The sequence below is a fragment of the Pontiella desulfatans genome (genome assembly GCF_900890425.1).
Lineage (GTDB): Bacteria > Verrucomicrobiota > Kiritimatiellia > Kiritimatiellales > Pontiellaceae > Pontiella > Pontiella desulfatans.
In genome coordinates this window covers 944,979-970,191 of record NZ_CAAHFG010000003.1, presented here as the reverse complement: position 1 = coordinate 970,191, position 25,213 = coordinate 944,979, and the positions used below count along the sequence as shown (strand labels likewise).

General features: G+C 52.8%; 14 protein-coding genes. 1 reads left to right on the top strand and 13 read right to left on the bottom strand.

The window, feature by feature from the left end:
- Positions 1 to 164: 164 nt before the first annotated feature.
- The 13 genes from E9954_RS24645 to gnpA all read right to left on the bottom strand — a co-directional run bounded on the left by E9954_RS24645 (position 165) and on the right by gnpA (position 23,785).
- Complete coding sequence (locus E9954_RS24645; RefSeq protein WP_136081927.1) at positions 165 to 800, bottom strand: response regulator transcription factor; 636 nt, start codon at positions 798 to 800, stop codon at positions 165 to 167.
- Between the two features lie 23 nt (positions 801 to 823).
- Positions 824 to 2,953, bottom strand: coding sequence for a sensor histidine kinase (locus E9954_RS24640; RefSeq protein WP_136081926.1), 2,130 nt, complete (start codon positions 2,951 to 2,953; stop codon positions 824 to 826).
- A 73-nt stretch (positions 2,954 to 3,026) separates the two neighbouring features.
- Complete coding sequence (locus E9954_RS24635) at positions 3,027 to 4,688, bottom strand: sulfatase-like hydrolase/transferase (RefSeq protein WP_168442578.1); 1,662 nt, start codon at positions 4,686 to 4,688, stop codon at positions 3,027 to 3,029.
- Between the two features lie 138 nt (positions 4,689 to 4,826).
- Entirely contained in the window at positions 4,827 to 8,705 is a 3,879-nt protein-coding gene (locus tag E9954_RS24630; RefSeq protein WP_136081924.1) for a hypothetical protein, read from the bottom strand.
- 403 nt (positions 8,706 to 9,108) lie between these two features.
- Entirely contained in the window at positions 9,109 to 10,479 is a 1,371-nt protein-coding gene (locus E9954_RS24625) for a vWA domain-containing protein (RefSeq protein WP_136081923.1), read from the bottom strand.
- A gap of 280 nt (positions 10,480 to 10,759) precedes the next feature.
- Positions 10,760 to 11,137: a response regulator gene (locus E9954_RS24620; protein WP_136081922.1), complete on the bottom strand. Its 378-nt coding sequence runs from the start codon at positions 11,135 to 11,137 to the stop codon at positions 10,760 to 10,762.
- Positions 11,138 to 11,234: 97 nt separating this feature from the next.
- Complete coding sequence (locus tag E9954_RS24615; protein ID WP_136081921.1) at positions 11,235 to 11,870, bottom strand: response regulator; 636 nt, start codon at positions 11,868 to 11,870, stop codon at positions 11,235 to 11,237.
- A gap of 130 nt (positions 11,871 to 12,000) precedes the next feature.
- Positions 12,001 to 14,271 (bottom strand): sensor histidine kinase, encoded by a 2,271-nt coding sequence (locus tag E9954_RS24610; RefSeq protein ID WP_136081920.1) that lies wholly within the window; start codon positions 14,269 to 14,271, stop codon positions 12,001 to 12,003.
- A gap of 8 nt (positions 14,272 to 14,279) precedes the next feature.
- A complete protein-coding gene (locus tag E9954_RS24605) occupies positions 14,280 to 15,932 on the bottom strand; it encodes a sulfatase family protein (protein WP_168442577.1) in 1,653 nt (550 codons plus the stop codon).
- Positions 15,933 to 15,945: 13 nt separating this feature from the next.
- Positions 15,946 to 17,988, bottom strand: coding sequence for a beta-galactosidase (locus E9954_RS24600; RefSeq protein ID WP_136081918.1), 2,043 nt, complete (start codon positions 17,986 to 17,988; stop codon positions 15,946 to 15,948).
- Positions 17,989 to 18,010: 22 nt separating this feature from the next.
- Positions 18,011 to 20,008 carry a beta-galactosidase gene (locus tag E9954_RS24595; RefSeq protein ID WP_136081917.1) on the bottom strand — a complete coding sequence of 666 codons (1,998 nt, stop codon included), beginning with the start codon at positions 20,006 to 20,008 and terminating at the stop codon, positions 18,011 to 18,013.
- 30 nt (positions 20,009 to 20,038) lie between these two features.
- Entirely contained in the window at positions 20,039 to 21,580 is a 1,542-nt protein-coding gene (locus tag E9954_RS24590; protein ID WP_136081916.1) for an MFS transporter, read from the bottom strand.
- Between the two features lie 18 nt (positions 21,581 to 21,598).
- Entirely contained in the window at positions 21,599 to 23,785 is a 2,187-nt protein-coding gene (gene gnpA / locus E9954_RS24585) for a 1,3-beta-galactosyl-N-acetylhexosamine phosphorylase (RefSeq protein WP_136081915.1), read from the bottom strand.
- Between the two features lie 239 nt (positions 23,786 to 24,024).
- Here gnpA and E9954_RS24580 point away from each other — a divergent pair, with 239 nt between their 5' ends.
- Positions 24,025 to 25,188, top strand: coding sequence for a substrate-binding domain-containing protein (locus E9954_RS24580; protein WP_136081914.1), 1,164 nt, complete (start codon positions 24,025 to 24,027; stop codon positions 25,186 to 25,188).
- Positions 25,189 to 25,213 lie beyond the last annotated feature (25 nt).

The window sequence follows — 25,213 nt, the reverse complement described above, 5'->3', positions numbered from 1 at the left end:
ACAGCCGTCAGAAGCAAACAAGTCGCACTCAAAAAAACCTTTTTCATTTCTGTAATCCCTTGATTTCATAGGGAACATAAACGGATGTCCCCTTTTATACTGAGAACATCCACTTTACTGAGAACAACCGTTTTGAACTACTGGTTAACTGAACAGGTGAGCCATCAGATGATTCCGCTTCGCAGCGCTTTGGCCACCGCTCCCGTTTGAGAGGAGACTTGTAGCTTCTCGTAGATATTGGATAGGTGAAAGCGTGCCGTACGGACCGTAATATCCAGTCTAGCGGCAATTTCCTTTGGAGCTAGATCTTCTGCCAGATGTTCGAGCACTTCAATTTCCCGGTCAGAAAGGTTGAAGGCCTCCTCGGGAGCCGGACGCCGTATCTCTTCGAGCACGATCCTGGCGACTGACGGACTCAAGACAGACTGCCCCATAAAGATGTCACGAATCCCATTGATGATCTCATCCTCAGTCGCAGTCTTCAGCAGATATCCGGCCGCACCGTTTTCCAGCGCCTCCAATACGGCTTCTTTTTCTTTGAAGGTGGTCAGAACCAGCACGGTGATTTCAGGGGCCCGTTTTTTCAACCGCTTAATGCCTTCAATGCCGCTCATCTTCGGGAGCCCTAAATCCATAAGTACAATATCCGGGTGCGGTTCCTGCTCTACGGCTTCAAGAAATTCTATGCAGGAAGGAAAGGTGTGCGCACAGGTAATCTTCTCCCTGCGCTCAAACATGCCCTCCAGCGAACGACGATACACGCTATCATCCTCAACTACCCAAACCGTCATCGGTATCATATTTTTCCTCGCTTCATATCCATTCAGTTTGACGTATTATACGCCTTGGTCGGTTCCCGCTGCAGCGACGTTAACGGAAGGATTAAGCAGATTCGGGTCCCTTTACCGGGCGTTGAATTAATATTCAACACGCCACTCAGTTCCTCTGCCCGTTGTCGCATGCTGTCCACGCCCCATCCCCGCTTTTGTTTCCGGACGTCAAACCCGCAGCCGTCATCTTCCAGACAAATCTCCAGCATCCGTTCCGAATCCATACCGACCGACATCATGACCCGTCCTGCCCCGGCATGGCGTGCACAGTTATGAACCGCCTCCCGGAAAAACATAATCAGATGCCGTTTACAGCTGAGGGAAACCTCAAGGTCGGGCAAATCAGGATGGATATCACATACCACATCGACACCGCTTAAGATCCGCTCCGCCCGTTCCTGCATTTTTTCAATGAGTGCCGGTAGGCGGATGACATCCTGATCCGTCACCCATACCACTTCGCGCAAGGATGATGCGGCCTCTCGCGCCATTAGGGATAAGTCATCCAAAGCGGACTTCATCTTTGCATCCTCCGTCATGTTCGCCAGCCCGCCGGACGTTAATGAAAGGCCTCCAAGACTGCTGCCCACTTCATCATGAAGATCGCGGGTAATCCGCACCTTCAGCCCTTTAAGGATGCGCCGGCGCTGCAACCGCTGCAACCCCATGGCAACCAGCAACCCCACACAAAGCAGACTGCCGCCCCAGATGCTCAAGCGCAACTGATGACTCCGCCAGGCTTCCCTCGAGGAACGCAGCTCCTGATTCACCTCATTCAGGCGGCGATCCAGCGGCCTGCGCTGCGCCAACCCCATAATCCATTCGGTCTCGGATAAAATCCGACGTCCCCTGCAGTTGCCATCCACCAACCGGGGCAGCGTATGAAGATGATGCTCAGGAATTCCCGATGCAGAAATTTCACATCCTTCAGAAAATACCTGCCCATGCTCCGAAACCGAGATTTCACCGATGCCCAGAACGCGCTGCCCATGATCTTCCCGCAGCGCATCAATCGTAAACCGGATATAGCGGGCGTCATAGGCATCGCACATGATGCGCAGAATATTGTTGTGATACATCTGCGCCCGGGCGTCATCAACCAGAATACGTTTTACACGTTTAAAATCCGGATCATCGGAAAGCTCCACCAGAATGGTTCCGGGAAAAGCATAAAGCGGGGCCACAATGCGGTCCGGAGCTTCCGTAGGCCAGAACTCCACACGACCAACCTGTTTTACGGTCCCCAGATCCAGGACAATCTGAACCGGTTCAGATGCTTCTTCTCCAAAACGAACCAAAAAATCCTGCCCCTCCTCTACCCGCTCTTCACTCAGAGGCACCCCGAGGCCGGCCAGCCCGTCATACAGGTATTCGACATCCCAGAACGGCTGCAGCGAAAAAGAATCCGAAACCTCAAACCGCTCAATGGAACTGGATCCCCAAACCGACATATTATCGGCAACCTGGCCATCCACCCCTTGAAACAGGTATAATTCGTTCAAGGCATAAAATGCATGGCCCAACTCGGAAGTAACATCCGGAACCGTAAGACGAATCTTCGCCACTTTGCTGTCCGGCATTCTGAAGAATACGGGATATCGCCCGGGATCCGGAAAATCCTCCCCCATCCAGTTCACTACCTCAACCCAGTTGAGGTTTTCCTGCACGAACCGGTTTTCCTGCTCAGACCAAACGCCTCGCTCCGATTCCAGGACCTCGATCCTGAATCGACGGGGAAAAGCATAGTTGCTGTCATGCCGATCCCTGGGATTCATCGCCGGAACCATTGAAATGCCCGCTAACACGGGTCGGTTGACAAAATGGACGGTTAACTGGTGCGAGGATAATTCTCCATCCTGCTTGGCGTAGCCGGAATGATACCCCAGACGGTTAGGAACCAAGGCGGGATCAAATTGCGGAAGAGCAGAGATTAACGCCAGCAACTCGCGCTGTTCCTCTTCCAACCTCTGTATCCTTGTAGGAAGCCATCGAGGCCGATCAGCCCCCTCGGCATGCAGCATCAAACGGTACGCCTCAGCGTTTAGCGGATCAACAGCTTCGGCCTGGATCGTCATCCCTACGATCCATCCCGACAAAATAATACTGGTCCACCTGAGGTTCACTGCTCACCACCTGCCATTATCGGTATAAGATGGCGCATTTTTCTGCAGAAAACAACTGGCGAACTGAACAGCTCTACGTTTCAAGTTCCGGTCGTGAAAGTACTCCATCCCCGTTGGCATCCCGCTGGGAAAATGTTTCTTTCTCGCGGGCCTCGTTGTAGGGCTTACCCTTCTTTTTTGATTTGGCTTTTGCGTGCTTCAACCATTCCTCTTCGGTTACGGATCCATCTTTGTCCATGTCCAGCACCGAAAACCAGTCCCATTCTTTTACGGGCTTTTTCTTTTCGGTCTTAGCCAGTGCCGGTGTAGCCGTTTTCAGCGGATCTCCAGTCGGAGAATTCCAGGCCACCGCATCAAGTTTTGCCTTAAACTCATTCACGAGATCCGCGTATTCCGGATGGGTTGCCAGATTGTTCCATTCATGCGGGTCATTTTTCAGGTCGTAAAGAGATACCCGATTTTCCGAAACCGTAAAGCGATAGCGATCCGTCACCAGACCGTAACGGCCCTTTGCGCAGGTATAGGTAATGTTGTCCCACTCCGCTTTTGGATTCTTCAGCAGCGGAACGAGGCTGTCGCCATGAAAACGCACCTCATCCGGTTTCTCGACACCGGTCAGCTCCAGCAGCGTCGGATACAGATCGGTGTTATCCACCACCGCATCCACCGTTGCACCGGAAAGACCGCCCGGAACCCGGATCATGAGCGGCGACCTCATGGAAACATGATAGGCCGTGTTTTTACGCCATAAGCCATGATCAGTAAGATGATAGCCATGGTCGCCCCACACCACGATAATCGTATTCTCGTAGAGCCCTTCATCTTTCAGCGTCTGAATCACCCTTCCCATCTGCGCGTCGACGTAGGAGGTGCAGGCCATGTAGCCGCGGATCAGCTTCTGCGCCGTCGCATCATCAACGCCTTCGTTCCAAACCTCATTCTGATTCTTTGGGGAAATCTCTTCTTCATCCACCGTTTTTTCAGCCCCCTCCGGAATATAGGCCAGCTGACCGGCATCCTCCGGGTACATATCGAAATATGTCGTAGGCGCGGCCCACGGCATATGCGGGCGAAGGAAGCCACAGACGATGGCGAACGGTTTTTCCGGATCGCGTTCTTCTGTAATGTAGGAAATCACGTCATCAGCCGTCTGGCCGTCGTTCAGGAGGTTATCCGGGCCATCGACCGAAAACCAGGCCAGTGCCGCCGGACCACGGTTTGTTTCCATGAATTGCTTAATGTGCTCCTCGCGCCCGCCGGTCTCCACCACAGCGGCGACGATTTTCTTATCGTTCGCGCCGCCTTTGCCCCCCGCGATATCCCATGCCGACTTATCCGGCCCGGGGACATTCCCGTGATACACCTTACCCCGCGCCGCCGTCCAATATCCCGCCTCGCGCAGTACACGCGGCCACGTTTGCTGCACACTGACCATCTGCGCATGATTCGGCCATTTCCCATTGGTGGGCTGGTTATCAAACCGAATCCCGTTCAGCATCGTCGCGCGCGATGGATTACACAGCGGATAGGCTACATAGTTGCGATTAAACCGAACCCCTTCTTTGGCCAGCGCATCAAGATGCGGCGTAATCGGTTCCGGCTCGCCATACGCACCGACGAGCGGCCGCAGATCATCAAACGCAAAAAACAGGATATTCGGCTGATCATTCGCGATTGCGTTTCCAGCTACGCCCAACATCACAGCGCTCAGTAAGAGCAAAAAACCATCTCTCATTTCCATTCCTCAGTAGGTATCCATCCCACCTCAGTGCGACCCGCACAGCTGGAGGGAAAAAGTATTTATGAAGCAGGAGACTCGAAAAAGCTACTGGTGAAACCTCCAGTCACTCTCCTGTAACGACCCGCCGGGTATTTATTCCGAAACCTTTAGACGAATGAACTGTTCCGGCTCTTCGGTCAAAACCCGGTTGGTGACCGAATCCATTTCCGCATCAACGGCACCATAACCGACATCTATCACAGCGGACGCACTCCAGGTTCCTGATGCCAGATTCGTTGTGGCCTCAACGGTGTAGTTCAATCCTCGCGTCTGATAATCGTTTCGGCGGCAGTAGACATATTCCAGCCAGTTGGTTCCAAGGATTGGAACAATTCCAGAGGTTGGAAGAATGCTGGATGCATCATCACTGTTCGGATCGCCACCGAAGATGTATTCGGTCCAGTTGTCCATGCCGTCGGGTTCGAGGTCGGCGGTTTTCCAGGCATTGGAAGCATAGAGTCCGAAGCTCGCGGCCCATGCGTCATAATTCGCGAAGCCGGAAACAACGATGCCCACATTATCGATTCCGCCGCCGGTGTATTGGCCATTGGCTTCGGAACCCTCCAACCGGAACACGGCATGCTCTCCATGCGCCAGCGTAGAATCGGAGAGGTTGGTTAATCCAACCGAAAAATCTTCATAATCCGCCGCCCAACCGAGGATATTGCTGACAGTGACCGTCGCCAGTGACGTGTTGTTTGTAACCGTGAGGTCACCTGAAAGATAGCTGACGGTAACGTTGGTTGGTGAATCATCGAACCAGCGGCCAACATCGAACTCCAGCGATTCCAGCTGAATGGTCGATCCCGTATTATTGGTAACGGCCACGCTGATCCGGCTCTTTGCGGTGCTGTGTTCAACACCACGCACTTCGTATGCACCGTTCACTTCAGCAGACGCGCCGGCATATCCGCCGAAGGTTCCATCGGTCGATGACGCCGCCGCGCGAATGCCCTGCCCGCCCGGTGTAATGACGCCATTGATGCCATAAACTGCTAAAGCCGGTTCCACTTCTCCATCCCACGCAATACCGAGCACGGATTCTGCAATAGGCTGCAGTTTTTTAAGCATCAGCAAGCGGAGCCCCCCCGCGGGAATATCAAGCGATACCCCCTCGCCGGAATCAACGAGCGTGGCCAGTGGCTCCGTCTGCGAGCCAAACTGGTCATACACCAGCCAGGTTCCGGCCGCCGCTCCTTTGGTGAACTGAACCGTCCGATCCGTGGGCGTGAGGGTATTTGAATCCATAAGCACCACGAACAGGGTATCGGGATCCGCCTGATTTTGCGTCACCTGCCAGAAGCATTCGCCGTCCGCATAAAACATCATATTGGTTCGCTGAGCCACGAGCTCAGCAACAATCGTATCGCGGGCGGTTTCCAATGATTGGAACTCGTCCCAGTGGTCGCCGTCGGTCTGGTAGGCGCGTGTGCACCAGGCATTCGCTTCGAGTTCAGCCCGGTCCGCATAAGGAATCACCGGCACAAAGCCGCAGGGCGAAGTGGGCAGCAGATTATCCCAGCGCCGCCGGTTGTTGAGCATGATGGCGGTCAGGTCGACATCGGGCACATCCCGATACGCATCCCAGCAGGCCAGATGGTTGATCACATAATCCTGCGTCGGCGCGGAGTAATCTTTGTAGTTGTGATTATAGGTCAGTTGCCGAAGCCGGGCATAATTAGGCTGATACAATGCGGCCGCCACGGGAGAAACCCCCTTGAGTTGACTGCGGTGCGGGGTGTTGGGGTAAATCCCCGCTTCGACCATCTTGAGGAAATTAAAGATGCCCTGCCGGTAGGCGCTGCTGTATTCCGGACCGGTTCCGTCGCGTTCATAAAGTGGATTCATTTTTCCCTGAATCGAGGTGATGCGATAGACGTCTGCACCGAGAGCATATTGCGAGAGCAGATGCCGGAGCACCACATGCCCGTTGCGCATCCCGCCGAATTCCGTCACCCGATTAGGCGTCAGGTTATCGCCGATCGAATTACAGCCCCAGCTCTCCACATCGCCGTTGAGCCACAGGCCGGCGCGCTCCGCAAAACTCCAGTCCAGATCACTCACGTTCGAATTTTCAACCCCCGGAACAAACACATCTTTATAGGCGGGAAAATAGGTAGAGGCCTGAGACGGAGTCATGATCGAAAAAACGGCCCCTTTCGTGCAGATCATGATCTTAGGCGGCGCAACGCCCAGTGTGAAAGCGCGAGCGATTACGGCATCCATATGCGGTTTATAAACATCGATGTCATGCGCTTCGGAAAGCTCTTTGGTGCGCGCCATCATGTAGCAATGTCCGTTATGGATGGAGGCTTCGAAAATATCGGCCAAATGGTCGGGACTGATATAAAGATTGGGCCCTTTGCCGATGTTCAGACAGAAGTGGGCCCCGCGCTGCGCCAGCGCGGCTGCGACATTTTCCAGACCGTTAGTGGCAGCGGGCTGCACGGTCGTCCCATTCGCCGCCGGACTGATACTGGCGGTTAAATAGATGCGCTGGGGTTCGTATCCGATTCCGAATAACTCATCAGTCCACTCATCCATTGCGGCGACCACCTCATCGGCACGCGCTGCAACCAACCCCGGATCGGTTTTATCCCAGGTACCGAGGTAGCCGGCAAAATAGTCAACGTACCAGATGGGCTCCCCGGCTTCGGCCTTGGCACCGGCAAACGCAGTGATATCCGCTTCGAGATCATCCAGTGTGTTCCGCACCGTTCCGAGCACCCCGTTACCGTCGATGGTCTTGGCCTGACTTTTCCAATCATTGGAATTCAAATCCACCACATAGAAATGGTCGTCGCCGTTAGGCGGCCCGGCCAGTACTATTTTATCAAGACCGCCGGAGCGACTTTCCAGTCGGGCCCCGTCGGTAAAATGATAGAGCGTGTGGGCATAGCCATAATCCTTTACCCGGAACCGGTTGTTGGCGCTTTCGGTCAGGTCATAGTCCACCAGATAGAGATCATCGCCATAGATCGTGAGCATTTCCGGCCCCGGCCAGGCACTCCAATTGCGGAAGTCACCGGGAATCCCCTGCTGAAGCAGATATTTTCCGGTGTCCGTATCCATATAGACATCCGTATATTCCTCCTTGAACCGCAGCCGCTCGCCCGTTGTGAGCAGGGTCGATAATGCCTGTGTTCCGGCCCCGTTTTCCGGATGCAGCACGCCCCAATGCCCGACGAGTTCGTCATCGCCGTCGCCATCCATATCATAGGCGTGCGGCAACTGTTTATCCGTCCATCCCATGGACTGCTGCACATCGTTAACCACCAGCTCGACCGGGTTCCAATAAGACGGTGCGGTTAACGTTTCGAGATCAATGATGGTAAAATAATTACCGCCGGAAAATGCATTATTATCGTAGAACGCAATGACTTCATCTCCCCCAACGCCATCATAGTTACCCACGACCACCCGCCGGATCACACCCCAGGACGGCGGACGGTTGTTTGAAAGAATGGTTCCGTTTTCATCCAGAATGGTTATCTGCCCATCCACACCACCGGTGATGATTCGGATTTCGCCGGACGAGGTTTGGCCTGCATCCACGCAGTACAGTGCTCCCGCGCTGACCGACCAATCCGCAAGGAGCGAACCCGATGCTGAAATGATTCTCAAATGACCATCCGTACCCGGAACCAGAATTTCATCCCCCGGATAATTGGTAGTCGCCTCCCCCGCATCGATCATAATGTTAAACGAACACGGCGTCTGGTATTCCCATAACCGATTGGTTGCGGAATTTGGATCCACAATCAGATCCGGTCGTTGAAAAGAAATCACTTTGCCCTCAATACTCATGCCAACGACATAGTCTTTTGAACCGACTTCATCAAAGTCCGCGGTGGTCACATGAATCAGGTTATCGCCCTGCGTATTGTAGGGTTGGAAAGCACTTTGGGCGTCTGCAGACTGAAACAGACTTAAAACTGCAGATACACAACCTGCTTTTTTCCAACTATTCATCGCGCACATCCTGATTATAAACAGACCGTTGTCGCGTGCCTTAGTGCACGAAATAACAAGGGATAGTGCAATGAATGAGGATTTAGATCTACTGGCGAAACCTCTAGGCTCTGAAACGATTCAACAAAACGTCTCTAGGCCTCTATGTACTAGGTAGCGCACCCCATTACGGTTTCTCCCTATGCAGGGCAGACCTTGATTAAGATTGCCTTCCGACCCAATCATAAAAGGCTAATATATCGACTTCAAACGGGTGGGCTGGCAGCGGTTGCAGTCTTCATCAAAATACTTACCGACGGGCACTGTTCTTAGGTTTTCCATATTTTCAAACAGGTTTTCACTGGAAGCTTTATAGGAAACTACTTTTCCTAACGCATCGGTTACCACAATAAGATGCCGCATCCTATTTGACGTAGCTTTGAATTTCTTCAAGGCCTGAAACGGTTTGATACTGACCTTTGCAGATTTGAGTCAACTGACTGAAGTTGGCCGAGGAACGCTCATCCGAGCCAGCATCCTGTCGAATGAATTGCACCACGTTAAGTGAGAAATCAACCTTCCCACTCTTCTTTTTAAGACCGCTGGCCGTCTGCACGTCCTTCGGCCGATACTGATCTTTCATCATCACAAACGCCTGAGCAAAATCCTTTGGTTTGTAATAGTAGTAATCCGGCTCCGGCGGACGCTGCGTGCCATCAAAATAGGTGCGGATGATTCCATATTCACCACCCGAAATCACTTTCGGCGGTTGTCCTGCGGCTTTGCGCTGGGCATTTTCCTCAGCGAGCTTTGCCCGCCCTTTCTCCACATTTTCAACCCACTTCTTTCCAGCGGACGTTGTTTTTTTCCACTCGTCCATCGTCGGAACGTTTTCCAAGGCCACCCGCTGATGCCCCCAGGAGTTACTCAGGATGAATACCGTATCCGCCTGTTGCTGCATGGCGCACATGGCGGCATCATACCAGACTCGTCCGCCACTCCATTCATCTCCGTAAATAGATCCGCCTTTTTTCAGAGGTTCAGCAAATTTACCGATGCGGTAATTTCCGCTTTTGTTCACGCCCCCCGAACCGAGCGTTTGAATACCGAAATTTCCCGACTTCGCAGCATTGGCGGAGGCATTAAGCGGATCCAGCCAGGCCTTGGTTTTTGCCGCATTCGAATCAGTAGCGGCCACCAGCGCCGGAAAAAGGGTTTGCACCTGCCCGCCCTGAAAGATACAGACATTAAACAACGCCGTGGGCGGAAGCTCTTCGACAATGCGGACCATTTCATCCTTGATAATGTTATAGGCCGGGATGCCGCCCATTTCATCGATGAGCATATGATTGCCGGTATCGAGAATCAGAAAAATCTTTTCGCCCTTGCCCTTCACCCCGAAAATCTCAATTTCGGGCATAGAGAAACCCAGGCCTTCACCACCGCCTAACCCCCCTACGGCTCCGGCGCCCAGACCGCCTTTCACACCGGTAATTTCGGGCATCTTAATGTCCGGCATATTCTGATTCATTTTCGGCTGAACCACAATTCGCTTGCGCAGCTTTGGTTTTTTGACGGACTTCTTTTTGATATTAACCGGAACCTGCAGTTTTTTGAGCTGCATTTTCGGTCGATTCACGGGTTTGGCTTCAAACGCTTTTTCTTCCTTCGTGATAACGGTCACCGCCACAAAGGATAAGGCCACCACCACCAGCAGCGCATGAATTGCCAGACTCACCACCGCCGCGCTCGATTTTGCGTGGCTGCCGAAAAAACCTTTTCTGTTCGCTTTCAAACTGTACTCCTAATTACGTACCTATTCCACACCAGTAAATAAGGTATCATGTCCCTCTTTAAAATGTACTGGTGGATTAGACAGGTTGGATCGCGTTGCGGCCTTCAGGTAGCGCAGGCCGCTTATACGTTCAGGAATATTGCTATTTTCCAAGCATTGGACTTCCGGCTTTACGGCCCGGCAACAGTCCCGTCTTGAATTTAGGTGTACTTTTCCAATCATTGGAAAAGAGACGATTCCGGACATTCATCCGAATGAATAATTTCTGACCCCATATCAATCAGGCAGGTACACGGCTTTCGTAAACAGCCCACAGACCCTTAATAATTTCCGGGCCGCCGGATTCCTTTAGCAGATACCCTGCAGCACCGGCCTCCAAAGCGGTCTCGACCTTTTCCTTTTCCTTAAAGACCGTCAATACCAGAACGGAAACGTCAGGGACCATATGCGTCAGCTGGCGAATGGCCTCTGTCCCACTCATTCCGGGCAGCCCTAAATCCATCAGAATCATTTCGGGTACATTGCCCGATTTAAGTTCATCGAACAGCTCAATGCATGATGGGAAGACGCGCTGAACCGTGATGCCCTCTTCAATTTCAAGCGACATCCGTAGGTTCCGGCGGTATCCGGCATCATCTTCTACAATCCAAACGTTCATTCTTCTTACCTCGGAAAATCCTTATTTTGCACCTAGGTAAGATACGATGTACTCGAGAAGTCATCTACTGGTTATTTCTCTAGGTAGAGCTGAACCCTTAGATGAGGCCGGAACGAAGCGCTTTGGCCACGGCCCCGGTCTGAGACTGGACCTGTAGTTTTTTATAAATATTGGAGAGGTGAAAACCCGCTGTACTGATACTGATATTCAGCACATCTGAGATTTCTTTAACCGCCAGACCATCTGCGAGTTTTTCCAACACCTGGATTTCCCGTTGGGAAAGGTTGAATTCATCAGAGGGCGCCGGCTTGCGGAGCTCCTGAACAACAATCTTGGCAACCGCTGGACTTAAAGCGGACCCGCCCATAAAGACCTGCTGCAACGCTTTAACAATATCAGGCCCTTCAGACTCCTTCAGCAGATATCCGGCAGCACCGGCATCCAATGCCTCCAGCACCTTTTGTTTATCCTTGAAAACAGTAAGAACCATTGCGGCCAGATCCGGAGCTTCAGTGGATAACTTACGAATGGCGTCCAGTCCGCTCATACCCGGCAGGCCCAGATCCATCAGCACCACATCAGGTGCCTGATTCGTTTCCAGCGCTTCGAAAAACTCAATGCAGGACGGAAAAACCCGCTCCACCGTAATGTGCTCTTCCAGCTCCAGCGACATGCGCAGGTTCCGGCGATAGTTCGCGTCATCTTCAACCAGCCAAATATTAATCGGTATCATCTACCTCACTCCCTTATAGAATATCGAACAAGGAACAGAGTCTGTTCACTTCCAAAGGAAGCACAGCCCTCCAACACGTCAAAATTCGATACTCGTTATTCGTTATTCCAAATGAGGGTGCAACGCAACCTCAGTTGGAGGTTTTGTAGGTATGGTCCGTCTTATGCAGCAATGCACTTAACGGCACAGACAACTGTATCGTTGTCCCCTTACCGGGTTCTGAAATGAGCTCCATCCTGCCTCCAAGTTCCTGCGCCCGTTTCCCCATACTGTTGACCCCCCAGCCATCCCGTATGGCATCGGGATCAAATCCAACTCCGTTGTCATGTATACGCACAGTCAGCATATCATCCCGAACGAAAATGGCGAGTTCCACCTCGGTGGCTTCTGAGTGCCGGGAACAGTTATGAATCGCCTCCTTGAAAAACATCAGCAGGTGCCGTTTAAACGGTAATGGCACCTCCCGGTCGGGGCACGTATCCGGCATGGAAACGACAAGTTCCATGCCTACCAGTACGCGCTCAGCCCGTTCAGCCAGTTTCTTCAACAATTCCGGCAACCGGATTCTGGACTGGTCCAGCACCCATACCACATCTTTAAGGGCTGCCGATGCCTCACGCGCCATAAGAGAGAGTTCGGTGAGATCCTTCTGGGTTGCACCGGCATCCTCCATCCGGCGGGCTGCCAGCGTTATGCCACCCAGGCTGCTTCCCACTTCATCATGCAGATCCCGCGTAATACGGAGCTTCAACCGTTTAAGCACATGCCGGCGCTGCAGGCGTTGTAATCCCATCGCCGCCAGAAGTGCCAGGCACAGCAGGCCGCCTCCCCATATACTGGCACGCAGTTTAAAGCGGTTCCAGGCAACCCGGGCCAGATCCAGTTCCTTCCGGACCTCTGTCAGGCGCCGGTCAAGTGGCCTGCGCTGTGCCAACCCCTTAATCCATTCCGCTTCCCGCAGAATCTGCCGTCTCCGGCTGAACCCATCGACCAGGCGGGGCAATTGCGCTATACTTCCCTCCGGCATACCGGTTGCGGTTACTGCGCAATTGATCGACCATACATCATCAAACTCGGAAACCCGGACCTCGCCCAGCCCCATTATGGTTTTCCCTTTATAACTCGGGAAATCATTCAGAGTCAGCCGAAGATACCGCACTTTTTTACCCTGAGTTATTATATTCAGCAAATTGTCCTTATTCAGATGCTCGTGAAGCGTGCTTTCTTCAACAAGGATGACGTTATTGAATTCCGGATCATCGGAGAGCTCCACCCTCACTTTTCCAGGAAAACCGAAATGCGGGATGGCCATGCCCATAGGGGCTTCAGCCGGCCAAAGCTGTACGCGGCCAATCTGCTGGGCCTCACCCAGATCCAACATAATCTGTACAGCTTCCTCCTGAGGTTCCTCTTCACCCCAGGCAATCATAAAGTCGCCGACATCAGACAACTCTTCGCTTAACGGCATACCCAGTCCGACCAGCCCATCGGCCAGATATGTTGCATCCCATAGCGGCGGTTTAGACAGGGCGTTTGACGCGGTAAGCTGCACCGTCGTCCAGGCCATCATGTTATCTCCAAGACGATCGCTGTTTTCAGGTTGCCGGAACAGATACATTTCGCCCAAAGCATTATACGTCGATGCCTCCTTATCCATCAGGGTCATCCGGAGCTGATGCACACGGGGATTCCCGATTTCAAAAAAAACGGGATACGGACCGGGATCCGGAAAGTCCTCATCCATCCAGTTAACGACTTCAGTCCATTCGTAGGGAGGAGACGGAATATAATATGCACCCGCCTTGTCCCCGATCCATCGTGCACCCCGGTCAATCACCTCGATTTTGAAACGACGGGGAAATGAATACCCCCCCGCTTCCCCCGGCACAAAGGCCGGAGCCAAAGCGATCGCGCCAAGCCCTGGATCATACTCAAACTGCGCACTGATATGAGTGCTCAGCCCTTCTGGATCGTCCGGTTCCCTCGGTATGGAATGGTAGCCGAGATGATCAGGCAGCGGTTTCGGGTCGTGCTGCGGAAGACGGGAGATCCGGTCCAGGAGCTGCCATTCCTCGTCCTCCAGTTGCCGGATACGATTTGGCAGAAAGCGACTCTGGCTAGCCGCCCCCTCTTTTGCCCCCTTCAGCTCCGAAGGATAGCATGGGTCGACCGGTTCAGCAGAAGCAATATGACCCTGAAGGAAAACGCCTCCAAAAACAGTAACCAGAGCCACATGCTGAACACGGCAAACGATGGGGGGAATTGAAATCGGAATCCTAATTTCCATAGCTGATAACCTACTACACTGAAGGTAGAGTTTCAATCGCTTTACCGCCGGACTCGAAGCATCCGTATTCTCTACTTCAAAAATCCCGGAAAAGCTCCTGCGGGCAGCATTCAAATCAACCTTTACTTATAATCCTGCATCGCTTTCCACTTATCCTCACCCCAGGCAACCGGTTTCGGGTATGCAGCCGATTCGCGTTTCCAGACGCCTTTCAGCTGCTCAACTTTTTCCGGAAACTGATCAGCAATATTATGCTGTTCACCGGGATCCTTGGTGTAGTCGTACAGCACATAATGTGCAGGGATGCCATCCACCGCATCTTTATAAAGATCCGGAATGGTTTCCGACACGTACCGCAGAATATATGTATCGTCCGCGACAATATACCCCGAAGGCGCTTTTTCGCGGGACACATTATGGGTGAAGAATGAGGTATATCCGTTAAAGGCCCAGACCCGGGCATGGATTCCGCCAATGGCCAGGTGATCCCGAACCTTGGACGTTTCACCTTCGAGCATCCAGGGCAGTAAAGACTGACCGTCCAGCCCTTCCGGCAGTGTTCCGCCCCCGGCATCGACAAGGGTCGGCAGGATATCCAGCGTTGAAACCAGTTGCTCTTTAACCGCCGGCTTTTTAATTTCGGCCGGCCAGTAGAAAAACAACGGCACACGGAAGCCGCCGAGATTCAGCATCCCCTTATGTCCGGAAAATGGCGCATTGCCGGGTAAAGGCGACGCGGCACCGACCGCACCGCCGTTATCGGAAGTAAATACAAAGATGGTATTTTCCGCTTCACCGCGCTCGGCCAGAAACGTCTCGATCTGACGGACACATTCATCAACCCCGAAAACGTGGGCATAAAAGTTATCGAGATCGTAAACGCCCGAATCAAACCGTTTGAAATATTTTGCAGGCGCCTTCGGTTTCAGCGGATGGTGTGCCGTGTGATAATGCAATTGAACATAGAATGGCTTATCCTCATCCAGGCTCTTCTCCATAAAGGTCAGTGCCTTTTCTGTGAAAGCGTCCGTGTTATATTTTTTGACAACTCCGGCATGTTCGAAGTTTTCCCATACATTCTGGGCTTTGTAATAAATACACTCCCACATGTTGTAGCCGAAATAATAATCAAACCCGTTATTGAGCGGATGATCCTTGGGCACGACGGAACCGCGATACCCCGCGTTCTTCAACTCCTTCATGATATGCGGATAATCCTTTTCCAGCGTGTAGTAACTGTATTTTTCCGGATTCTTCACATCATGCTTTTTCAGAAAGCGCTGCACCATATCGCGATCGCGTGAGCCCACATGCCACTTACCCACATGTGCCGTGGCATACCCGCGCTCTTTCAAACGTTCCGCCAGATGGGAGTTCGGTTTCAGACCGTGAGCTTCGGTGTCGATGTTACGATAGATACCCCAGCGGTTCTGCAGGATACCCGTCGCCACCCCGATTCGAGAAGGGGCACAAAGGTTACTGCAGGCAAATGCATTGTTAAAACGGACTCCCTTATCAGCCATGCGACTGAGAGTCGGCGAAGCCTTTTTCAGCTGTTTGAAAGCCTGCTCCGGCGTATATTCAGAATGTTCAGCCACGTGGGCCAGCATTTTGGGATCGATATCTTCAACCGTCAGTCCCCTCGAAAAGGCTTCCAGTTGTGAATACCCGAAATCATCGAGCATTATGAATACGATATTCGGCTTCTGCGCGCCCGCACTTATGGCGAGACATCCGACCGCAGCAATGAACGATTTTCCAATAGTTTTTATCATTCCGCTTCCTCTCTTATTTTTCAGCACGTTTTTCATACATGCTCTGCGCAGCATCCTGAGCCGCTTCGGCCAACGTCGGATACGCGCGGTCGACAATGCTCACAAAACCTATCCGGTAGTTTTCACCGTCATAGCGCCCTGTCGTCACATGGTCCGCCCATTGGAACCAGTGCGCTCCCGCAACGTTTGGATGCTCCAGCACTTCATCGATGTATGCTTCAAACAGTTCAGCCTGATGATTCACATCCATGGAGGGAATCAATCCGCGGCCCCAGATACCATGCGTACCGGTTCCATAATGGAATTCACCGATCAGCCATGGACGATCCACTTCCATCGGCGCATCAAAGCCCTTCGGCGAAACTTTATAGATATTGAAGCTCACCACATCGCAATGACGTGACGCGACTTTCTGAACAACGGGATTCGCACTGCCATAAACTGCGCCGTGAATACGGCATCCCAGATAAAGCGTACCCGGAAGGAACTCTTTAACCGCTGCCGCACATTGGGAAAAGTAGGCATCGGCATGATACTCCAGACAAAGAGCCATATCCTCCCAAAGCGCTTCCTTACCCGATATATCATCTCCGGGCTTCCGGATGGCATCAAACGAAGCAAAGTCGGTTCCCCAGGCTTTATTGAGCACTTTGATGTTGGAATATTTTACTTTAAGACATGCAATCATGCCCCGTTTTGCCGGAACCGATGAATCCTGGTCGATGATCTGCATAGGCAGTCGGTTCCCGTTGCTCCAGTGCAGTTCGTTATCAATAAAGATGCCCAGGTTCCACGGGTCATTAGCATATTTTTCACCGAGCGCCTTCATTTCCGCCCGCAGCCCGTTTTTGAACTCTTCCGAAAACGGATCCGGCACTTTATCGAACCCGCCGACACTCTGCTGACCGGGATGAATAATGAGGGTATAGGGCACCCGCTTCTGACCCAGAACGGATTCGATAGGCCAGGCACCGCAGGTATTCAGCCCCCACTCGAGCATGCGGCCCAGACAAACCTTCGTGTGATCGGTGATCCAGGTTTCACCATACTTTTTCTTCAGGTTGCTGTAGAGATAGTTGAAGACGACTTCCCCTTCTTCGAGCTCGCGGTCATCTGCTGTCCAGAGCCGGGGATCTTTATCAGTACTTGGTTCAGGAAAAAACTGTTCACGTCCCGTAATCAGCGTTGATTCACCGAATCCGACTCCGGTAACACCCAGCGACCAGAACAGATACCCTTCCGGATCAACAAACCACCATTTTCCATCGATCTTTTTGGTATAAAAACGTCCCGTCGCTTTCTGGCGCGGGCCATTCAACCATCCCCCGAATTTGCTGTATTCAGGCAGCGGCCCGTTCGAACTGTATTTTCCGAGATCCGTTTTTCCATCCTTGGGAAGTTCAGCGAGGTCCATCACCTTGCCATCCCAGGTTTCACTGACCAGCTGACCGGCTTCGTCCACCAGCGGCTGCGGCAGATCATCGGGCGTGGTTTTATCCAGTGCATATTCGCCCGCCCCCCGCGGCAGCGAGAATTCAACGGTATTATCCTGCCCGTTCAAACCATCCCAGATCACGGTAAGATCCACCTGAAGCACCTTGCTGTCCTTCGGAAAAATCCATTTTTTCTGATACCCCGGAAGTGCTTTGGTTCGACTGAAATATTTACTCCACGGAGAGCCTGCCGGCAAAGCATCACGAAAGACCAGCACCTGAAGCTCACGCTCCTGACCGGCCTCGATAAAACAGCGCCCGTCAATCTGGCGCAGCGGATCGTTCGGGTCGCTCGTCGCCTTAACGCGAAGTTCTATGCGTCCGGCCGTTTCATTTTCGGCCTCGACTGCAAGATGGCTGAAATCCGAAAGATCCAGCTGTTCAGAATCGTAGCGCAGCACCAGTGATCCTTTACCGGACGCGCCCTTCAGTTTAACCGCCAATTCATCGGAATCCGATTTCAACAGTTTGCAGTCTCCGACTGCTTTTACTCTCGGAAGTGCGGCCAGACTTGCGGAAACCATCATACAGGCCATACTCGTCAATATCGTTTTCAAAAACATCGTCTTCTCCAGGGTTGCCCCGTTATTTCTTTAAGATCAAAGACTGCACGGCATCCATACTTATGGTGCCTTCTACTGTAGATTGCGTCAGCAGATCAAAATATTCACCTTCCGGCAAGGTGACATCAACCGGTTCATAGTTATGGTTCATCACAAACAGGTAATCCTGATCGCCATTCGACCGCACCACGGCTTCAACATTTTCAGGTGCATCAACCACCGGTTCGACGCCCTGTTCTGCACAGACCTGTTTCAGGAACTGCTGCATGAACGCCTTGTCCGGCAGCGTGGCGACATAGTAGGCCTTGCCCTTCCCGAAGCTGTTGACCGTCAGCGCGGGTGACCCTTTGAAAAAGTCGGAACCGTACTCGGCCAGCGATTCCGCGGAATCCAACTGCAGAATATCGCACCACAGGCGCGCCTCAAACTCCTGTCCATCCTTCATCTTCATGCTGTTCTTGATGTACGGCTTCATGGCTTCAAACTCCTCAACCTTCAGGCCGAGTACGTCGCTGAGCGGACCGGGATAACCGCCATTGAATACTTCGTCGTCCTCATTCACGACCCCGCTGAAGAAGGTGGTGATGAAGGTTCCGCCTTCGGCCACGAACTTTTCAACCGCCTCTTTGAAGCCCGGCTTGACCATGTACATAATGGGCGCGATCACGACCTTGTATTTCGAGAAATCGCGATCAACCGGAACAACATCGGTTGTGATATTCTGCTCGTGCAGCGGATAGTGATATGCCTGCAAGTTTTCGAGATAGTTGAGCAGCGCCGTCGGGCCCGGCGTAAATTCGCAGGTCCACCAGTTGTTGTAATCCATCACAATGGCGACATCCGCCTGTACGTCGCTGCCGACCACTTCGCTTAGGCTGGGCAACTCGTTTCCGAGCTGAGTCACCTCGCGAAAAGCGCGCGAGTTTTCGCCGATATGCGGAACCATCGCCGAATGAAATTTTTCCGAGCCGTGAACAGAAGCACGCCACTGGAAGAAAAGGAATCCGTCGGAACCGCGCGCCATTCCCTGATGGCTCCAAAGCCGCATCACGCCCGGTTTTTTGTTCACATTCGCCAGCCGCCAGTTGACCTGACTCGGGGCCTGCTCCAACAGCACGAACGGTTGATCTTTCAGACCGCGCATAATATCGTGGCTGAGCGCCGCCTCGCCCGGGTGGTTGGTGGTTTTCGGGTCGGGGAAGGAGCTGACTGAGATGAAGTCGATCATGTCCGCCCAAGCGTGATAATCGAGCATCTTGTATTCGTAGAGGAAGTTGGTGGTGATCAGAACGTCCGGCGTTATTTCGCGCAGGATATCGATTTCCGCCTTGGCCACTTCCATATAGCACTCGTTGATGAACCGTTTCCATTCGAGCAACAGACTGGTGCTGTGCTGATGGGCCGTCTTCATCGGCGGCATCAACTCGTCCCAGTCATAGATATTGTTGCCCCAGAAATAGAGACCCAGCCTCTGGTTCAGGTTTTCGCAGGTACCATATTTATCTTTGCACCAGTTGCGGAATTTATTGATCGAGATTTCGCTGAAGTCCTGACCGACCATCTGGGAGAGCTCGTTATTCACGTGCCACATTGACAGCGCCGGATGATCCTTATAGCGCTCGGCCAGTTTACGAACCAGCGTCGCGCTCAATTCACGATATTTCGGGCTGTTCGGATTGAAGCACTGACGCGAGCCGTGATTCCAGCGCAGACCGGTTTCATCGGTCGGCAGAATCTCCGGATACTTTTTCGCCATCCACGCCGGAGTCGAAGCCGTCGCGGTTCCTAGGTCGGCAACCACGCCATTCGCAGCGAGCGTATCCATGATTTCGTCCAACCACTCAAAACACCAGGTGTCTTCATCCGGCTGGAGTTGCCCCCAGCTGAATACGTTGATTGTGGCAATATTCACGCCCGCTTTTTTCATGAGGAGCATGTCCTCGGCCATCACGTCCTTCGGGAAGTGCTCGGGCGTGTAGTCGCCCCCGAAATAGATATTTGGTAGTTCAAATTTTTTCATAGTGTTTCTCTTGTTTCAGAATAGTGATGGTTAAGATTCGCCGCGCTTTGCTTCGAGTTTTTCGCGGTTTTCCTCAGCCTTTTTCTTGTTGAGCGGATAGAAGGCCAACAGCACGAAACAGAGAATCGCCGGACCGGCCGCGCCAACACACATGGCCACGCGCATATTGAAATAGGTGGCCGGCGTCTGTTCTGAAAGAGCCGGATCAAAGCCGATCATAGCCAGGAAAATACCGATCAGCACAAAGCTCAACGCGAAAGAGGCCTTGCTGGCCCATCCGTAGATGGCCCCGAACATGCCCTCGCGGCGGTGTCCGTTTTTGATTTCGTCGTCGTCGCACACATCCGCAATCAAGGACTGCCCCAAAACCCCGACTCCGATCCAGAAAAAGCCTCCGGTCAGCGGGTCGAGCCAGATCAGCGATTTTGCAATGGCGGCCAGCGAAGAACCGGATTCCGCGAGACTGCCCCAGACAAGCGGATCATCAAAACGACCCGGTCGATAAACAATCCAGCGGATCAGCGCATTGAGAATCATCATACCGTAAATGAACATGAACCCGTGAATCTTACTCATTTTTCCCGTCAACCAGACGATCAGCGGAATACCGAGAACACCGACAACTGCATAGCCGATCGTCACGATGAGCTTCCACTGCGTACCGAGAGCTACATCACCGTCAGACAGATAATAAATCAGCAAGTACCAATCCATGTTGCTGGCAAACACGCCGGCAATAATCGTGAACACGGCCAACGAACAGAGAATCGCAAAAGCCTTGTTCTGAAGAGCCAGCTTAGCCGACTGCCAGAAGGGATCTTTTTTGCCCTGATGCTCTTTCAGGTTGAGCTCGTAATTGCGCTCTTTACCAAAGAAAGCTGGCAACATACCGAACAGAGTCATGCCGATCCCGCCGTAAATTGCTGCCGCAACACGTATCCCTTCCATTTTTTGGAGCGCAGTCAGATCATTACTGTCGGCATAGCCGTATTTGCGCGCAACAAAGATCAGCGAGAGCGGAATCAGACCCATATAGGTCATCTCGCCCAGGCGGTTCCAGAAGGTGACATAGCCCTGCACCGCCGTGCGCTCGTCGTAATCCGGCGTCATCTCATAGGTCAGCGCCATGAACGGAACCGAGAAGATGGTGTAGGCGGTATAAAACAGCAGACTGGTCACCAGAAACCAGGTCAGCTTACCCGCATCGCTCCACCCCATCGGAATCATCCAGATACTGGCAAAGGTCAGTCCCATCAGAATCGCGCCGCCAAAAATAAACGGACGGCGACGACCATGCTTCGACTTAAAGTTATCGGAGAAATTACCCATAATCGGGTCGGTAATCGCATCCCACAGCAACGGAATAGCCAGTACGATTCCCACCCACTGGGCGGGAATCCCGAGAATCATGTTCAGAACACCCTGCCCGGTCGTCCGGACACTCTGGTTACCAAGAGAAACGGTCAATCCGCCGGTCCCGACGGAAAACTTCTCCTTGAAGCTGAGCTTGCCGCTCTTTTTAGCCGCAGCACGGTCGCTGACGTCATTTGTTATTTCGTTTGTTCCGCTCATGATCTGGCTCCTTATTGCTTAAATTTTGTTTCCGGCGAAGTCGAACCACTGCGATGCGTTTGCGTCGAGCTCAACCGTTTTGGTGTTACCCTGCCCGTCCGTAATCGTGGTCGTCTGCGGCTCATTCGAGCTGTTGATCACGATATATTTTCCGGTTTCCGGGTAGCCCGCAATCTCGGTTTCAATATTGGAAGAGAACCACGTTTTCTTCATGTCTTCTTCACGGCCGGCGGCATACCAGATGGCGCGCTGCAGCAGACGGTTCTGTTCGGCGCCCAGCTCGAACCCGGCCAGGTACACCCCGCGTCCTTTTCCGAAATCGTTGGTGGCAATGGTGACGCTGCCTTCGTCATCCTTCGCAACAATCTGCGTGGATTCGATGCATGGATAGATGGTCTGCACATGCTTGCCGAGCTTCGGATCGGTCGACGCCAGGTCTTCCGCAAGGAAGTGTCCTTCCGAAATGTCGGTCGGAAGGACTTTCTTCGTATCGTTCGAAAGGCCGTATTCCTTCTGCACGCCGAGCACGTCCCACAACTGATAAAATGCGCCGCCGTTTTCGTGGGCGGTCGGGTCCAGCAGTCCGAGGAAACCGCCGCCGTTGTCTACAAATTCGCGGATGGAGGAAACCACGCGCGGATCCGTCCAGTTTTCGCCGCCGCTCCAGGAGGTGCCGGCCAGACCGAAGTTGAGGATCACACCGAATTCTTCAGGCACACCGCCCCGAATATCGTCAAAGCTGATCCATTCGATATCGAACGGCTGCCCGGAGAGCGATTCCGTGATGCCACCGAGCGGCCACGACTGATCAAAGCCCCAGGAACGATCGCGCCCCCAGGCATTCAGGATGCCCACTTTGAACGGAGCATTCTGAACCGGCGTAAACCCGGTATGTTCGCAAATCGCATAGTATTCCCGGGTCTGATACTCCAGGTACTTAATAAAGTCCGGATACTTGATCGCCAGGTCGAGATAGCCGCCATAGCCGATGCGGTGCACCAGCTTACGCAGCATCGCGCGGCGGATCCACATCCAGTATTTTTTGCAGTCGCGAACCGGATCACCGCCCTCTTTAAAGGTCGGCTCATTCAACAGATCCACTTCGAAGAAATAGGGATAGAAGCGCAGTTCTTTCACCAGGTCCCCCGGCACATCAGCCACGCGGCGTACTTCGCGTCCGTTGATGCACGGGCCGATAATGCCGTCATAGCCGATTTCCTGAAAAGCCGGCTTATACGGCTCGGTACCGATCCAGTGGTCGCAGTAGAACAGGATGGCTTTCTTTCCGGCATCGTGTACCTGCTTCACGCAGTCCCTGGCCCAGCCGACCATAAATTCGTGGGTAAACTCGATCCAGTCCAGATACGCCCTGGTCGGCACACGGTCGGTGGAGTTGAAATAGCCGTCATCGATGAGATCATTCGGACGCAGGCGATAGCCTTTCTTTTCCTCAAACTCATCGAGTGCCTGTGCAGACATGCAGTCCAGGTACCCATACCAGTCCTGATAAAGCGTTTCACGTTTCGGGTTGGTGATGATCGGGAACTGATAGGCCATAGAAGTAAAGCGGACCCAGTCGGTATTCGGATGCGTTTCCAGCCACTTGTCGAGGAACTTTGCAATGTGCTCGCGGGTTTCGGCCTTGCGCGGGTCGATGCCGGACTGGTGCGGTGCATCGCCCCAGTCGTTGGTGATGTGGTTGTACATCGACGTGGTTTCCCAGATCTGATAGACGAGAAAATTGACACTGTAGACATTCCATTTTTCGCAATTGCGGACCGTCACGATGCCATCGGCATAATCCCAGTCGGAAACCGGAACAATGGCACCGGTCGTACGGTTGACGACTTCCCAGTATGTTGCGGCATCGTTAATTTCATCGATACGGTACTGTTCTTTGGAGTAGCGCTCGAGAATATCGATTTCCATCACAGCCTCACGCGCAGTCTGCGGCGTGGAAAACAGATATTTCTGCTGATTATCCTCCGGGTGCTCGTTGTTCCACTCCTGATCTGCACGGATCAGACAGAGGGTGGAATAGATGTCATACCCCAGTTCTGTGATGGATTCCGAAAGGACCGTGCCGTCCGAATCGCGGAAGGCATCGGCTCCCCAGCGCTTGGCCAGATCCAATACGACCTCGTCCAGACCGGCCTGCGCCGGCAGCGTGAATCCGCCTTTTTTTGCATGTATTTTTTCGCTCATATTTTCTCTCCGATAAGGTGGTTACATCCATACAGCCCCTTAAACAGGAAGGGCTCCATTGAAAACGCGCAATATGACATCCGCCATTGCGCTTGTACATTATTATTTTTATTTTATTGCGCACTTTAGTTTAGATAAACAAGCATATATGGCACTTTTTATTAATACTTAACCAATTCTTACTTGCACTATTTTACAATCAATCATATAAAATGCGCAAATAAGCCAGGTAATAGATTATGGATCACAGCAGAAAACTCATCGCGCTATCGCTTCGCTGGTATGACGTGCGCATTCACCAGGGCATTCTGGAATATGCCAAGACCAAGAAGTGGGATATCGTGGCCATGCCTCACATGGGCCTGGCACTCGATATACCTGAAGCCGATGGGCAGATCGTCATGCTTGGCCCGAATGACCTGCGACGCTCCCGCCTGGTTGAAAAGTACGATGTGCCGGCCATCGACTTAAGTCATTACAGTTCGCTGGATATACCGCGGGTGTATCCCGACAACACCAAGGCCGGACGCCTGGCTGCGGAGGAGTTCCTGAAGAGGGGTTTTAAAGAGTTCGCCGTCTTCAGCACGCAGTCACACTGGTATGTTGACGAGCGGCGCGGCGGTTTCTGCCATGCCATTGGCGAAAAAGGATATTCCGCCGCCAACTGGCATATGCCGCAGACCGATCATCAGAAAGGCTCATTCAGTCCCAATCCCGAAGACCGTGCGATGCTCGAAAAGTGGCTAACCGATTCGCCCAGGCCCATCGCCGTATATGCTATTGAAGACGAGGGCGCGGCCCTGCTGATGAGGGCCTGCCACCGCCTCGGACTTGCGGTGCCGGAACAGGTGGCCCTGATCGGCACCAACAACGATCCCGTCATCTGCCCGTATACCGAGGTTCCCCTGAGCAGTATTGACCTGAACTGGGAAGGCGTGGGGTATGCGGCCGCAGCCCGGCTCGACCGTCTCCTGCAGGGTGAACATCTTGAAGAGCCGTTGACCCATGTCGAGCCCAAGGGGCTGGTTGCACGCCAGTCCTCGGATATCCTCGCGGTAGAGGACCTGCGCGTAGCCACCGCTCTCAGCTATATTAAAAACAACAGCCACCGTCATCTCAGTGTCGCCGAAATCACCAAAGAAATCGACGTTCCCCTGCGCACGCTTCAATGGGTGTTTAAACGCGCCATGAACTGCAGTATCCAGGACGAAATAAGCCGGTGCAGGTTGGAGCGCGTTAAAAACATGCTGCTGAATACCGATCGAAATGCCGGACAAATTGCCGAAGAGCTTGGTTTTTCATCTGCGCAGTACATGAATCATTTCTTCAGCAAAGCCATGGGACAAACACCGAATGAGTTCAGGAAGCAGGCCCACCCGAACCGATACGAAGATGAATTGTAATTTGGGGTCAAACCGATGCCCGCTT

Bases quoted from the DNA above. Each gene is read 5' to 3' on its own strand.
- E9954_RS24635 (WP_168442578.1), bottom strand. From the start codon at position 4,688: ATGAGAGATGGTTTTTTGCTCTTACTGAGCGCTGTGATGTTGGGCGTA.
- E9954_RS24600 (WP_136081918.1), bottom strand. From the start codon at position 17,988: ATGTTTTTGAAAACGATATTGACGAGTATGGCCTGTATGATGGTTTCC.
- E9954_RS24620 (WP_136081922.1), bottom strand. From the start codon at position 11,137: ATGAACGTTTGGATTGTAGAAGATGATGCCGGATACCGCCGGAACCTA.
- E9954_RS24590 (WP_136081916.1), bottom strand. From the start codon at position 21,580: ATGAGCGGAACAAACGAAATAACAAATGACGTCAGCGACCGTGCTGCG.
- gnpA (WP_136081915.1), bottom strand. From the start codon at position 23,785: ATGAGCGAAAAAATACATGCAAAAAAAGGCGGATTCACGCTGCCGGCG.
- E9954_RS24605 (WP_168442577.1), bottom strand. From the start codon at position 15,932: ATGATAAAAACTATTGGAAAATCGTTCATTGCTGCGGTCGGATGTCTC.
- E9954_RS24580 (WP_136081914.1), top strand. From the start codon at position 24,025: ATGGATCACAGCAGAAAACTCATCGCGCTATCGCTTCGCTGGTATGAC.
- E9954_RS24630 (WP_136081924.1), bottom strand. From the start codon at position 8,705: ATGAATAGTTGGAAAAAAGCAGGTTGTGTATCTGCAGTTTTAAGTCTG.
- E9954_RS24615 (WP_136081921.1), bottom strand. From the start codon at position 11,870: ATGATACCGATTAATATTTGGCTGGTTGAAGATGACGCGAACTATCGC.
- E9954_RS24645 (WP_136081927.1), bottom strand. From the start codon at position 800: ATGATACCGATGACGGTTTGGGTAGTTGAGGATGATAGCGTGTATCGT.
- E9954_RS24595 (WP_136081917.1), bottom strand. From the start codon at position 20,008: ATGAAAAAATTTGAACTACCAAATATCTATTTCGGGGGCGACTACACG.